At 50.9% G+C, this 14527-nt stretch carries 9 protein-coding genes and 1 riboswitch; of the genes, 5 read left to right on the top strand and 4 right to left on the bottom strand.

Annotated elements, in window-relative coordinates; genetic code table 11:
* Positions 1-43: 43 nt before the first annotated feature.
* Both DWX68_RS01125 and glgB read right to left on the bottom strand, forming a co-directional pair.
* Positions 44-934, bottom strand: coding sequence for a mechanosensitive ion channel family protein (locus DWX68_RS01125; RefSeq protein WP_118469049.1), 891 nt, complete (start codon positions 932-934; stop codon positions 44-46).
* A 21-nt stretch (positions 935-955) separates the two neighbouring features.
* Positions 956-3478, bottom strand: a complete 2523-nt coding sequence (gene glgB / locus DWX68_RS01120) for a 1,4-alpha-glucan branching protein GlgB (protein ID WP_227589443.1) — start codon at positions 3476-3478, stop codon at positions 956-958.
* 549 nt (positions 3479-4027) lie between these two features.
* Between glgB and lepB the strand changes: the two genes are divergently transcribed.
* The gene (gene lepB / locus DWX68_RS01115; protein WP_227589452.1) at positions 4028-4540 is read left to right on the top strand and encodes a signal peptidase I; all 513 of its coding nucleotides are present in this window, start codon (positions 4028-4030) and stop codon (positions 4538-4540) included.
* Between the two features lie 35 nt (positions 4541-4575).
* Complete coding sequence (locus tag DWX68_RS01110) at positions 4576-5895, top strand: aspartate kinase (RefSeq protein ID WP_107000817.1); 1320 nt, start codon at positions 4576-4578, stop codon at positions 5893-5895.
* A 387-nt stretch (positions 5896-6282) separates the two neighbouring features.
* Here DWX68_RS01110 and DWX68_RS01100 read toward each other — a convergent pair whose 3' ends face one another.
* Positions 6283-7929: a DEAD/DEAH box helicase gene (locus DWX68_RS01100; protein ID WP_118628419.1), complete on the bottom strand. Its 1647-nt coding sequence runs from the start codon at positions 7927-7929 to the stop codon at positions 6283-6285.
* Positions 7930-8317: 388 nt separating this feature from the next.
* Between DWX68_RS01100 and DWX68_RS01095 the strand changes: the two genes are divergently transcribed.
* A complete protein-coding gene (locus tag DWX68_RS01095) occupies positions 8318-9154 on the top strand; it encodes an amidohydrolase family protein (RefSeq protein WP_243027438.1) in 837 nt (278 codons plus the stop codon).
* 96 nt (positions 9155-9250) lie between these two features.
* Here DWX68_RS01095 and DWX68_RS01090 read toward each other — a convergent pair whose 3' ends face one another.
* The gene (locus tag DWX68_RS01090; protein ID WP_118628418.1) at positions 9251-10963 is read right to left on the bottom strand and encodes a hypothetical protein; all 1713 of its coding nucleotides are present in this window, start codon (positions 10961-10963) and stop codon (positions 9251-9253) included.
* Positions 10964-11231: 268 nt separating this feature from the next.
* A riboswitch (ZMP/ZTP riboswitch) is annotated at positions 11232-11311 on the top strand.
* Positions 11312-11395: 84 nt separating this feature from the next.
* On the opposite strand from DWX68_RS01090, the gene pflB reads away from it, so the two are divergent.
* Together pflB and DWX68_RS01080 are read left to right on the top strand one after the other, a co-directional pair.
* Positions 11396-13699 carry a formate C-acetyltransferase gene (pflB, locus tag DWX68_RS01085; protein ID WP_279220392.1) on the top strand — a complete coding sequence of 768 codons (2304 nt, stop codon included), beginning with the start codon at positions 11396-11398 and terminating at the stop codon, positions 13697-13699.
* Positions 13700-13701: 2 nt separating this feature from the next.
* Positions 13702-14514: a radical SAM protein gene (locus tag DWX68_RS01080; RefSeq protein WP_118628417.1), complete on the top strand. Its 813-nt coding sequence runs from the start codon at positions 13702-13704 to the stop codon at positions 14512-14514.
* Positions 14515-14527: the final 13 nt, after the last annotated feature.

Below are 14527 nucleotides of genomic sequence, written 5' to 3'. Positions count from 1 at the left end.
GGTTGTTCCTCTGTCTATATTGCTTATACTGTTTAAACGATTGCTACTGTTTCAAATGTACATCCATCTTGTTGTATGGAATTTCGATGCCCGCCTCGTCAAATGACAGCTTGATCCGTTCCAGAATGTCCCATCTCGTCTGCCAGTAATCGGACGTCTCTACCCAGCCCCGGATACCAAGCACCACGCTGCTGTCGCCCAGGCTGTCCACAAATACCTTGATGTCCTCGTCCTTCTTCACCATCGGATGTTCCCTGTAAACGCGCTCTAACACTGCCTTTGCCGTCCGGATATCTGCCTCATAGGCGATACCGACCTTGAGTTCCAGCATCCGCTTGTCCATCGCCGTCACGTTGGTCACGGTTGAGTTTGAAAGGGTGCCATTCGGGATGGTAATTGCTTTATTATCGGTTGTCAGGATAGTCGTGTAAACCAGCCCGACCATCGAAACCCTTCCCTCCCCGGACGGGGAAATGATATAATCCCCCACCCGGAACGGTTTCATAATTAAAATCAAGAGTCCGCCCGCAAAGTTTCCAAGACTCTGCTGGAGCGCCAAACTCAGCGCAAGACCTGCCGCGCCAAGAACCGCCACAATCGAGGCGCTGTCCATGCCAAGCTGCCCTGCAATCATAAAAAGCAGGAAGACATTCATCACAAACTGGGTCAGCGCCCGCAGGAAACGAGTCACACCCACATCCATACCGGCATGCTCCATCGAGCGGGACAGCATCTTCTCGATCATCGAAATGACCTTACGTCCAATCAGGAAAATGATGAGCGCCACCAGTACCTTCTGTCCCAATGCCATAAGCCCCGGGCCAATCCGGTGCATGATCGCAGCCATCGTATCCACGTTCAAATTTGCCGGATCCGATAGTGACTCTGCTACCGCCGCGATCTCCTCGCCTGTCAGCTCTGCCGCTGTTGCCATCTATTTCATTCCTTCCTGTACTTACTCTTTTCCCACCTTTTTATCCAGACCTTCTTCCAATCCCGCCTGTCGTCTCGCAATCGAGGACAGACTGATAATCTTGGAGGAAAGCCCCGCCTTCGCCTCTGCCAGCTTATCTGAAATACCCGCCAGGCGTTCTGCTGCCGCAGCAGCTGTCCCCCCGGCTTTTCCATTGAATGCCGCCGCTGCATCCGCCATCATGCTCTGGAGATCGGTTTCAGCCTTTTCTTTTACACTCTTAGTGCTGTGGGTCGTCTTTTTCGCCTTCGCCGGTTTTTCTTTCTTCTCCGGCTCCGTCGGCGTGCAGTTGAAGACGCTGATGCCAAGCGGCGCCAGCTGGATCGTGATGGAATTTTCCTTTCCATCACATTCCTCTGCCTTCGAGGACTTCATACGCGGATTGACCTTTCCGCTTCCGCCGAACTTCTCCGCATCGCTGTTGAAAATCTCTTTGTATTTTCCCTTAAACGGTACGCCGACCGTCAGCTTCTCATGCAGCTGCGGGGCAAAGTTGCAGACAAAGAGCAGTGTCTCATCCGCGCCGCGCCGGAGAAATGCAATGATATTGTCCGCTGCATCCATGCAGTTGATCCACTCGAAGCCTTCCGTCTGATAATCTTTCTGATAGAGTGCCGGATGGCTGGTATAAAAGTGATTTAACTCCTTCACATACTCCTTCATCTGGCTGTGGATCGGATACTGCAGCAGCTCCCACTCGATCGATGCATTCTCATTCCACTCATCCATCTGGGCGAAATCCTGTCCCATGAAGAGGAGTTTCTTGCCCGGATGTCCCATCATAAAACCGTATGCCGCCCGCAGGTTCGCAAACTTGTCCTCAAACGTCTGTCCCGGCATCTTATTGACCAGGGAACCTTTTCCGTGAACCACCTCGTCATGTGAGAAAACGAGGACGAAATTTTCACTGTAGGCGTAAATCATGCTGAAGGTCAGTTCATTGTAGTGGTGGCACCGGAAATATGGATCCTGCTCCATATAGCCCAGAAAATCGTTCATCCAGCCCATGTTCCATTTATAATCAAAGCCAAGACCGCCGTTCTTCACGTCACCGGTAACCTTCGGCCATGCCGTCGATTCCTCGGCAATCAGAATCGCGCCGTCCTTGCGTCCCCTGAAGACAGAGTTCAGATGCTTTAAGAACTCGACCGCCTCCAGATTCTCATGACCGCCGTACATATTGGCAATCCATTCACCCGGATTCTTGCCATAATCCAGATACAGCATCGACGCCACCGCATCAAACCGGATGCCGTCCGCGTGATAGCGGTCCGCCCAGAACATCGCATTCGCAATCAGGAAGTTTGAAACCCCCGGTCTGCCGTAGTTGTAGATCAGCGTACCCCAGTGCGGATGCGCCCCCTGTCTCGGATCCTTGTGCTCATAGAGGCAGCTTCCGTCAAACTGCGCCATGCCCCATGCATCACGTGGGAAATGTGCCGGAACCCAGTCAAGGATAACGCCAATCCCCTGTCCGTGCAGGTAATCCATAAAATACATGAAATCATCCGGTGTGCCGAAGCGGCTGGTCGGTGCGTAATATCCCGTCACCTGATAGCCCCACGAAGCATCCAGCGGATGTTCCATGACCGGCAGAAGTTCCACATGGGTATACCCCATTTCCTTCACATATTCCGCCAGCTTGACCGCGATCTCACGGTAATTGTAAAACTCTGATCCGACAATCTCGCGTCCTCTCTTATCCACCTCGGTCGGTTTTCGCATCCAGGAACCGAGATGCACCTCATAGATCGACATCGGCGCCGTCTTCGTGTCGAGCGCCGCCCGTTTCTTCATCCAGTCCTGATCGTTCCATTTATATTCGTCCAGATCCCAGACGATGGATGCCGTGTTCGGTCTAAGTTCCGCATAGTTCGCATACGGATCCGCCTTCAGCGCCGGGTCGCCGTTCTTGAACTTAATTTCATATTTATAAACAGCGCCCTTTTTTAGCTCCGGGATAAAAATCTCAAACACGCCCGAATCTCCCAACCGCCGCATCTGGCTGCGTCTGCCATCCCACAGGTTGAAATCACCGACGACACTCACGCGCATCGCTTCCGGCGCCCAGACTGCAAAATAGACGCCGCTCACACCTTTGACCGTCATCGGATGCGCGCCCATCTTATTATAAATGCTGTAGTGGACGCCCGCCTCGAATTTCTTCAAATCCGATTCCGTAAACTGCGGTGCAAAGGAATACGGATCGTGTATCTCGCTTAACGTACCATTATCATAAAACACAAGGAGGGTATAATCCGCCAGAGTCTTGCGCGGAATCAGCGCCGCAAAAAAGCCAGTCTCGTCCGCCATCTCCATCTGGTACTGCTTGCCGGTTGCCGAAAGTTTGACCGTAATATCGCGCGCCGTCGGAATAAACGCCTGTACCAGCATTCCCTCCGGCGTCATATGGGCTCCCAGCATCCGGTGCGGGTTTGCCGCTTCCGAATAGACAATTTCTTCAATTCCAGCCCAGTCCATCAGATCGTATAATGTTTTATCCATACATACGCCCCCTTGCGTTCCTTTGTGGTTTTTGGTTTTAGCTTCATTTTAGCATCCCGCGCCCAATAATACAATCATACACTTCAAAACATTTATGAATTTTCCCGAAATTTCGTGAAAAAACTTGATAAATCAAGGCATCTCATATACACTATTATGTCAGAAGGTTACCATTTACAGTAGCCTATTACTGCTCATGCGTTGCACAAACGTTACTGCCGTAGCAGACACCTTTGGAACTGAAAGTGCCATAAGATAACGTCACACAGACAGCAACAGCAGAGAGAGGAGATATATATGGAAGATCAAGATAGAGACCATATTTCGTCCCGAAGCAATTTCTCCGGGCGTTCCGATCAGGAACTGGATGAGATGCTCGATGAACTCCGCGCCGGAAAAATCGGCATCAACCAGCCAGGCCAGAACTCTTCGGAACACGATTTGGAAGATACGCCCGAAGAGAACAACAACGCTTCAGGTACCGGAAATGCCGCAAAATCCAAGAAGGGCAAGAGCCGCAAGGAAGGCTTCAATCTCAAGGACGAGGTCATAAGCTGGATTCAGGTTCTGGTTGCCGCCGCTATTATCGCATTCTGCGTCAACCATTTCATCATCGCCAACAGCGAAGTCCCGACCAGCTCGATGGAAACGACCATCATGGCTGGCGACCGCGTCATCGGCTCACGGTTAAGCTACAAATTCGGAGATCCGCAGCGGGGTGACATCGCCATTTTCATTTATCCGGATGATGAAGCGAAAGGCATCAAAACGTACTATGTCAAACGTATCATTGGTATGCCGGGCGACACGATCGACATCGTAGACGGCAAGGTATACTTAAATGGTTCCGATACACCGCTCGACGAACCGTATCTGCATGAACCGATGGAACCGGAGGAACCGCAGCACTACGAAGTGCCGGATGGCTGCTATTTCATGCTGGGCGACAACCGGAACTATTCCAACGACGCCCGCCGCTGGACGCACAAATACGTCAAGCGCGACAAACTGGTTGCCAAGGTACTGTTCCAGTATTTTCCGAAGATCCAGAAACTGAATTAACCCAATATTTACTTTAGGAAGGAACAAAGAACATCATGAAGAAAGTAGTAAAGTTTGGCGGAAGTTCCCTCGCCAGCGCAAAACAGTTCAAAAAAGTCGGAGATATTATCCGTGCTGATAAATCCAGACGCTACGTTGTACCGTCTGCTCCGGGCAAACGCAACAAAAATGACACCAAAGTAACCGATATGCTCTATGCCTGCTACGAGGCAGCTTCCACCGGCGCAAGCTACGGCAAGCTTCTCTCCGCCATCAAAGAGCGCTATGAGCAGATCATCGACGGTCTGGAGTTGAATTTAAACCTCGATTATGAGTTCAAGACCATCGAGGAAAACTTTATCGCAAAAAAAGGCAGCGATTACGCAGCTTCCCGCGGTGAGTATTTAAACGGTATCATCATGTCCCATTACCTGGGCTATGAGTTCATCGATGCAGCCGAGGTAATCTTCTTTGACGAGAATGGTACATTCCTGTCCGAGAAAACCAATGAAGAGCTGTCCGAACGCCTCGCGCACACTGAGCGCGCCGTCATCCCAGGCTTCTACGGGTCCAATCCGGACGGCACGATCCACACCTTCTCCCGCGGTGGTTCGGATATCACTGGCTCCATCGTAGCCCGCGCGATTCACGCAGACCTCTACGAGAACTGGACCGATGTATCCGGTTTCCTGGTAACCGACCCGCGCATCGTGGAAAATCCGGTTCCGATCGAGACCATCACCTACAAAGAACTGCGTGAACTGGCTTACATGGGTGCCAGCGTCCTTCATGAGGATGCCATCTTCCCGGTACGCCGCGAGGGCATCCCGATCAACATCCGCAACACCAACAAGCCGGAGGATCCGGGTACACTCATCGTCGAGAATACCTGCCGGAAGCCGAAATACACCATCACCGGTATCGCCGGAAAGACTGGTTTCTGCTCTGTTACCATCGAGAAAGCGATGATGAACTCCGAAATTGGGTTTGGGAGAAAAGTTCTGGGTGTCTTCGAGGACTGCGGTATTTCCTTCGAGCATATGCCGTCCGGAATCGACACGATGACCATCTTCGTACACCAGTCCGAATTCGAACAGCATGAGCAGTTCGTTATCTCCAACATCCACCGCGCGGTACAGCCGGATTCCATCGAGCTTGAGTCCGATTTAGCACTCATCGCCGTCGTAGGACGCGGCATGAAGTCCACCCGCGGCACTGCCGGACGCATCTTCTCCGCTCTGGCACACGCCCGCATCAACGTCAAGATGATCGACCAGGGTTCCAGTGAACTCAACATCATCATCGGCGTGAAGAACGCAGATTTCGAGGCGGCTGTGAAAGCGATTTATGATATTTTTATTACGGCGGAGCTGTAAGAGCAAATTTTAAAGTTATTAAGATAAAAAGTCATCTTTGAGACAAACAAAACATCTCAAAGATGACTTTTTATAATTTTATCTTTATGATATACTAATACAGCTACCACCCCTAGACAGGTGCAGAAAGGGGGGGTGCCATTTTGAATATATTTCTGTCTTTTCTTGTGTCCGTCGTGGCAAGTGTAATCGCCTATTACATATGCAAGTGGTTGGACGGACATCGTTAGGTAGTCAGCCAGAGGCTTAAGCCACCTCGCCCAAATGGAATAAAATCCCTCAGGTGTGCCCGCACCTGAGGGATTTGTTTTTGTGCCACTTTGAACACTTTTGTCTTTTCGCCTAATGGCATTATAGCATATGCCAAATATAATTTCAATATGCTCTTTACTTCCGGTCCGCCTTCTCCATATGCACGTTCTTGCCCTTGATCTTCGCACCGCGCATCGCCTGCAGTACAACGTCCGCATGCTCTCTCGGCACCTCGACGAATGTGTAATTATCGAACATATCGATACTTCCGACCATACGTCCCGGCATGCCGGATTCTCCGGCGATCGCACCGAGGATATCGCCCGGACGGATGCCCTGGTTCTTTCCGATGTTGATGAAGAGACGCGCTACGTCCTCATTTCTGCCACGGCTTCCTCTGCCGTTTCTTCCACCACGGCTGCGGCGGCTCTCATCCTCGAGATCCTCCAGCTCACGCAGCGGGCGGTTCTCCTCTAAGAGCTCCTCGCCCTCTTCGCCCATCATCATTTTGAGCAGCGCTGCTGCCAGATCGAGCGTCGTGTAGTCCTCTTCCAGCACACGTTTTTCTACAATATCGATCACCTTGCTCAGATCGCTGTCCTGCAGCACCTCGCCCACCTGGTCGAGAATCTTATCTGCCTTGATGGAGGTCACATCGTCCAGAGATGGAATCGCCTGCGGAATGATGCGGGTCTTGCAGTAGCGCTGGATCTCGCGCAGCTTGTAAACCTCTTTGCCAACTACGAGGTTAAACGCCTTGCCCTCGCGTCCGGCACGGCCGGTACGTCCGATGCGATGTACATAATACTCGTCATCCTGCGGTACATCATAGTTGAATACCGCCTCAACATCATCGACGTCGATACCGCGGGCTGCCACATCCGTTGCCACCAGAATGTCCGTCCGTCCGGTACGGAATGCACGCATGACACGGTCACGCTGCTCCTGTTTCAAATCGCCGTGAAGCCCTTCTGCAAAATAGCCGCGTCCCTGTAAGCCCTGTACCAGCTCATCGACCTGCTTTTTCGTGTTGCAAAATACCACTGAGAGCTTCGGATCATAGAGATCCAGCAGACGGCACATAACCTCCAGCTTATTCTTCGGTTTTACTTCATAATAATACTGGGTTACCTTCGGAACGGTCAGCTCTTTCTTGACCACGCGCACAATCTGCGGATCTTTCTGGAAGTTCGCCGCGATCCGCTGAATCGCCTGCGGCATCGTCGCTGAGAACATCAGCGTCTGTCTCTCCTCCGGCAGTGCGCTTAAGATGGTTTCCATATCCTCTAAAAAGCCCATGTTCAGCATCTCGTCCGCCTCGTCGAGGACAACCGTGTGGATCTGATCCATCTTGACGGTTTTGCGGCGCATGTGATCCATCACACGCCCCGGCGTACCGATGATAACCTGCACACCATCCTTGAGGGAACGGATCTGACGTCCGATCTCCTGTCCGCCGTAGATCGGCAGAACCTTGACACCGTGCATGTATTTTGCCAGGCGGCGGATCTCCTCAGATACCTGGATGGCAAGTTCACGGGTCGGGCAGAGAATGATCGCCTGCGGCTTCTTATTCTTCGGATCGATCTTCTGTAACAGCGGAATACCAAACGCAGCCGTCTTACCGGTACCGGTCTGTGCCTGTCCGATGATATCCAGTCCCTGCAGTTCCAGCGGAATCGCCTGTCCCTGAATCGGAGAAGCCGCCTCGAACCCCATATCGGTGATCGCACGCATGATCTTTGCATCTAACTCTAAATCTTCAAATCTGATTGTTTCCATTCTATTCCTTTCATTGTCTGATTAACGGTCTGCACATTCCGGAGATACATTTCATATATCATATTAGTTATCTTTTTTTGCATTCTTCCGGAATATTTACAAAAAAAGAAAGAGGCAGTTTGCCCCTTTGCAATACGCATAACTATCACTATACCAGATCATAGTGTGGATGTCAAACAGATGGAGAAAAATTTGACATCCACCCCATTTGGGACTACACTAACAGTTGATTTCATACAGTTGCTGCATGCTCTATGAACCTGCCGGACTGTCACTGCATTTCTTATTTATATACACCCGAAGTTTTGTTGTACCGGATTTTCTCAAAACTTCCAGACATACATCACAGCAGAAAGGAGGACAGCGCCGTTCTTTTTCCAAAAGGTTTTTGATACAGGCGCCTGTTATCATCATGAAAATCATTGATTCACATTTGCACTTTTGTCCCGGTTACCCGCATTTCGATGAGATTGCCATCGAAGCCGGTCATATCAATAATGAAGATCATCTGCGGGAATGCTTTCAGAAATATAATATCGTCGGCGGCATCGTCATGGGAAACCGCGGCGTTCACCCGGATAATCACACATACCCGGATTTTCTGCGCTATTGCGTCGGCGTCGAAGCACGAAAACTGACGCCGGAAAAGATTCAGAAGACATGCGATCTTGTCGAAGAAAACTTAAAACGGAATACCTGCGTCGGCATCAAACTCTATCCGGGATATGATTCCATCTACGTTACCGACGAGCGCTTCGAACCGATCTACGACCTCGCCAAGGCGTATAAAAAGCCGGTTGCCATCCACACCGGACAGACCGCCGGTTCCAAAGCATTCATCAAATACAGCCATCCGCTGACCCTCGATGAAGCCGCCGTCCGCCATCCGGATGTCCAGTTCGTCATGTGCCACTTCGGCAACCCGTGGCTGATGGATGCCGCCGCCGTTGTCGAGAAAAATGAAAATGTCGCCGCCGACCTCTCTGGGCTTTTAGAGGGCAAATTTGACATTCCGGAGTTTCTGGAAGAGCAGAGCGGGTATATCAGTACCCTGAAAACCTGGCTTGCCTACATCCGCGACTATGATAAGCTCATGTTCGGCACCGACTGGCCGCTCGCCAACTATGAAGATTACATCGAAATTACGAAACGGCTGATTCCGGAAAAATACTGGGAAACTGTGTTCTATCAGGCGGCGGAGCGGATTTATCATTGCAATTTTTAATAGATTTTTAGAAATCATAGCTCTTTTAAACCATAAAAAAGATACTGAAAACGGCTTATTTCAGGCTGTTCCCAGTATCTTTTTTATCTCAAAACATCATTCTTTCCCGGCACCTGTCACATCTAAAAACACATCCGCCACTCTTTCCATCCCCAGATACGCATACGGCAGCAGCAGCATAAAATACACCACCGAATACTGCCCCTTCGCCTCCCAGACCAGGTGGAACAGGAATCCCCCAATAAACACGATTCCCGGAAGCAGCATCCCCCATCTGTCCGGTTTTCCACGTTCCTGCCTCTCCCAGACCGTTTCCATTCCCTGTTTTTTCACAGCTTTCACAGTTTTTTCTGCCTTTTCTGCTTCTATCCTCTTTTCCCATGTTCGTTTCGTCAGAACATGCTTACTTTGGCTTCCTTTGGTACTCATCCCGGCAATCACCCATACACATGCCATCGCATACACAAACGTCTGCAACAGATTCGCCGCAAAAACATAGAGCCGGTTCAGACCCCCTTCTTCCTTGAAAAGCTCCCATGGCGGGCTTCCCTCCGCCCAGGAGGTATTTCCCACCTCCTGGATCCAGAGACTCTGAAAGGTCGGTTCCGCCCAGATTGACTCGATCTTCCGAACAAAGAAATCAGCGGCTTTCGCCGGTTCCTCTGCCATATCTGAAATCGTTTTCCGCAAATCTGCCTGCGCCCATGCGGCCGCCAGATCCGCATCCCCATCTGCCTTCTGAAAGAGTTTTACCTGATAGCCATTGTACCAGCCCGGTCCACGTTTGCTCTCCTCCAGTCCCATCTGCACCCAGGCAATCATCGGCGCACCGTCCGATACCGTGCATCCGGTCACGGAAGAAATTCCTGTCTGAATCCCCCGGTTTCCAATCACATACACTGTAATCAGAAGCACCGCTGCCACCAGCAGGCGTGCTTTCCTTCGAAAGACTCCCGAGGATGCCAGATACAAAAACAGCGCCACCAGCACAATCTCATAATTCGACTTGAGGATCACCGCCGCCGCTACTGCTGCCACGCCAATCCAGAAGTCTCTTCCCCGCCCCTCTTCTACATACCGCACCAGACGTTCCATCGCCAGACACGAAAGTCCAAACCCTGGCATCGTGCCGTACACGAAGAGGATATAGAAAGAAAATGGCAGACAGCACGCCATCCACAAAAGCAAGCTGCACCTTTCGTTTCCCCGGACCGTCATCCGCTGCAGGCTCACGATTCCCAGAATAAAAAATCCGATATTTAAAATCTGGAAAACTACATACGCCGCATCTCCAAAGAAAAATGCCAGCACTGCCATATAGAGAATCAGCCCGTTCTGAGACGGATAAGTGTACGCATACCCAAGCGGTCCTTCCGCTGTCCCATATGAATACGCCACCGGCTCCCAGGCGCTGAAATCGCCCTGCAGAAGTCCCTGCGCGGACGCCATACACTGATGAGAGTCAGAACCGCCCCAGGACGGGACAAGGAGAATCCAAAAAAGATAGGCAGCAGCCGCTAAAAGAAGCCATTGGTTTTTCCGGCAGATACGTTTCCGTTCTTCGCCGCCATTTTGCACTTTTTCTTTTCCCACAAGGCGCTTTCGTTCCTTTCTCCGCCTGTAAAACACCGTCAGTCCAATCACACCCGCACCAAAAAACAGGTGCAGAAACAGACTGTCCCTTCCATACTGTACAATCTCAGAACCGCCATAGACCCGGCAGGTCACAAACGCGCTGAGCATCGTCAGGAAAAGAAGGATTCCTCCTAACAGGATCCGCACCAGCCCGATACAAAATTTTTCCAGCATTTTCTTCCTCTCTTCTGTCATTTCTGTCAAATTCAGGTTTCATCATTACTGTTCAAGCATCGTGCCCAGCAACTTTTTATCCCTTTTTCATTCCCATCTGTCCTAAAACTTCACTCATTTTATCAAGTCATTTGCTAAATGTCCACTCTTTCCGGCACTCTTTTTGTTACTGTGAACAGCTACGGACTTGAACTGTTACCTCTTCACTGCTACCTCTTCCCCAAAATATAGCTTGACATTCCTCTTCGGTTCTGATATATCTTAAACATAGCAGTCATACAACTGACGGATAAGTGGATCAACCACATGAAGTATGACTGGAAATTGCCGACCGTCTGGGCGTCACAGCACAGACCGTGGGTATTTTTTTTACTTTTTTTCACTCTCACTGTCTCTGCTGGGATCGAAATTTTTCAACCAGGAGGGAAACACATGTCTGCTATGTATCAAACATTCCAAAACACACCTATCTTTCAAACGGCCTGGAGAGGTTTTCTGGGCTCCAAATGGACCGACGAAGTGAACGTCCGCGATTTCATCCAGAACAACTATACGCAATATGATGGCGATGAAAGCTTTCTCGCTGCCCCAACCAGTGCCACTCATCTGCTCTGGGAACGCCTTCAAAAGCTTCAGAAGGAAGAGCACGAAAAGGGCGGTGTGCTCGAATGCGAAACTGAAATCGTATCCAGCCTGACTGCCTATGGTCCGGGATATATCGATCCGGAGCTTAAAGATCTGGAACGCATCATCGGACTTCAGACCGACAAACCACTCAAGCGGGCATTTATGCCATTCGGCGGAATCAAGATGGCGGAGGAAGCCGCCAAAACCTACGGCTACCATGTCAATCCAAAATTTCATAAAATCTTTACCGAATACCACAAAACCCACAACCAGGCCGTCTTCGATGCATATACCCCGGAAATGAAAGCCGCCCGCCACTGCCATATTGTCACCGGGCTTCCGGATACCTACGGACGCGGCCGAATCGTAGGCGACTACCGCCGGATCGCCCTGTACGGAATCGATTTCCTAATTCAGGAAAAGAAAAAGGATCTGGAACGCTGCGGAAATGGTGCCATGTTTGATGACATCATCCGCCAGCGGGAAGAGCTCGCCGAGCAGATCCGCGCTCTAAAGGGCATTCAGGAGATGGCTGCCATCTATGGTTTTGATATCTCCCGTCCGGCTTCCAATGCCAAAGAAGCCGTCCAGTGGCTCTACTTCGGTTACCTCGCTGCCGTTAAGACCCAGAACGGTGCCGCCATGAGTGTCGGACGCGTTTCCACCTTCCTTGATATCTACATCAACCGGGATTTAACAGAAAAAACACTGACCGAAGCCGAGGCACAGGAATTAATCGACCATATGACAATGAAATTCCGCATGGTAAAATTTGCCCGGATTCCATCCTACAACCAACTTTTCTCCGGCGATCCGGTCTGGGCAACGCTGGAGGTTGCCGGTCTGGGACAAGACGGGCGTCCGATGGTAACGAAAAACGATTTCCGCTTTTTACATACGCTGGAAAATATGGGACCGTCCCCGGAACCAAACCTGACCGTACTTTACTCTTCCCGCCTGCCAGAGGCATTTAAGAAATATGCTGCCAAAATCTCCATCAACACATCCTCGATCCAGTATGAAAACGACGATGTCATGCGTCCCATCTGGGGGGACGACTACAGTATCTGCTGCTGCGTCTCCGCCACCCAGACAGGCAAGGAAATGCAGTTGTTCGGTGCCCGTGCCAATCTTGCCAAATGCCTTCTCTATGCCATCAACGGAGGCAGAGACGAGAAATACACTACCAAAGACGGACGCCCGATGCAGGTTGGTCCGGCGTATGCGCCGATCACATCCGAATACCTCGATTATCAGGAAGTCATGCATAAATACGATCAGATGCTGGACTGGCTGGCGGGCATTTATGTGAATATCCTCAATTTGATTCACTATATGCACGATAAATATTACTATGAATCCGCTGAGATGGCGTTGATCGACACGGATGTCCGGCGTACCTTTGCCACCGGAATCGCCGGTTTCTCCCACGTGGTCGATTCTCTCTCCGCGATCCGGTATGCAAAAGTGAAGGTCATCCGTGATGAATACGGCATCGCCCGCAAGTTTGAGACAGAGGGCGATTTCCCACGCTACGGAAATGATGACGACCGCGCCGATGAGATTGCCGTATGGCTGTTAAAAACCTTTTTACATAAAGTAAAAAAATACCACACCTACCGGAATTCCGAGGCAACCACCTCCATCCTCACGATTACCTCCAATGTTGTATATGGCAAGGCAACCGGCGCACTTCCGGACGGCCGGCCGGCATTCACCCCGTTTGCCCCAGGCGCAACTCCTTCCTACAGCGCAGAGCAGAACGGTCTGCTCGCTTCTTTAAACTCGGTCGCAAAGCTTCCATATGAATATGCGCTCGACGGCATCTCCAACACAGAAACGATTGCACCGGGGGCGCTCGGTCACTCCGAGACAGAACGGAAAAACAACCTGGTTCACGTCCTGGACGGATATTTTGATCAGGGCGCGCATCATTTAAATGTAAATGTCTTTGGAATCGAAAAACTGAAAGACGCGATGGAACACCCGGAAAAACCGGAATATGCCAACTTCACCATCCGTGTTTCCGGATATGCCGTTAAATTTATCAATCTGACCAGAGAACAGCAGCTCGACGTGATCGCCCGTACCTGCCATGAGGTGCTGTAACGATGCATACCGGTTATATTCATTCCATCGATACCTTCGGCTCCGTAGACGGTCCCGGTGTCCGCTTCGTGGTATTCATGCAGGGCTGTCTCATGCGCTGCCGCTACTGCCACAATCCGGATACATGGGTACTGCCAAAGGGACTTTCCCTCCCGGACGCCTCCACCCGCACTTCCGGCGCATCCGCTCTTTCCGAAGGTGTTTCTTGTCCATCTAAACACACCGGTTCGCAGGAAATCATCCCGGAAGCACTTCTTCGCCAGGCACTCCGCTACCGGAGTTACTGGCGCGAGGGCGGCGGCATCACCGTCAGCGGCGGAGAACCGCTCCTTCAAGCTGACTTTTTATGTGAATTTTTTCAGCTTGCCAAAGAACAGCACATTCACACCACACTGGACACCGCGGGACAGCCATTTACCACCGCCGAACCTTTCTTTTCCCGCCTGACCACGCTTTTAGAGCACACCGATCTTGTTATTCTGGATCTGAAACACATCGATCCGGAAAAACATCGTCTTCTGACTGGGCATTCCAACGAATCCATTCTTTCCTTTGCCCGGTTTTTAGACCAGATTCATAAGCCCATGTGGGTCCGGCATGTTTTAGTCCCCGGCATTACCGATGCTCCGGCCAACCTGCATGGAATCCGTGCATTTCTGGACACACTTTCAAATGTGGAAAAGATAGAAATTCTCCCCTACCACACGCTCGGCATCTATAAATGGGAAACGCTTGGCATTCCCTATTCCCTGTCCGGCATCCGTATCCCGGACGAAAACGATCTGAAGCGGGCAAACCAAATCCTGTTGGAATAAAAAAGAATGTGCC

The organism is Clostridium sp. AF20-7, from assembly GCF_003479275.1.
GTDB classification, from domain to species: domain Bacteria; phylum Bacillota; class Clostridia; order Lachnospirales; family Lachnospiraceae; genus Otoolea; species Otoolea fessa.
Note: the sequence above shows the minus strand (reverse complement) of the source record. Positions and strands in the feature narration are given on the sequence as shown.

Bases quoted from the DNA above. Each gene is read 5' to 3' on its own strand.
- DWX68_RS01125 (WP_118469049.1), bottom strand. From the start codon at position 934: ATGGCAACAGCGGCAGAGCTGACAGGCGAGGAGATCGCGGCGGTAGCA.
- DWX68_RS01090 (WP_118628418.1), bottom strand. From the start codon at position 10,963: ATGCTGGAAAAATTTTGTATCGGGCTGGTGCGGATCCTGTTAGGAGGA.
- DWX68_RS01100 (WP_118628419.1), bottom strand. From the start codon at position 7,929: ATGGAAACAATCAGATTTGAAGATTTAGAGTTAGATGCAAAGATCATG.
- DWX68_RS01110 (WP_107000817.1), top strand. From the start codon at position 4,576: ATGAAGAAAGTAGTAAAGTTTGGCGGAAGTTCCCTCGCCAGCGCAAAA.
- pflB (WP_279220392.1), top strand. From the start codon at position 11,396: ATGTCTGCTATGTATCAAACATTCCAAAACACACCTATCTTTCAAACG.
- glgB (WP_227589443.1), bottom strand. From the start codon at position 3,478: ATGGATAAAACATTATACGATCTGATGGACTGGGCTGGAATTGAAGAA.
- DWX68_RS01080 (WP_118628417.1), top strand. From the start codon at position 13,702: ATGCATACCGGTTATATTCATTCCATCGATACCTTCGGCTCCGTAGAC.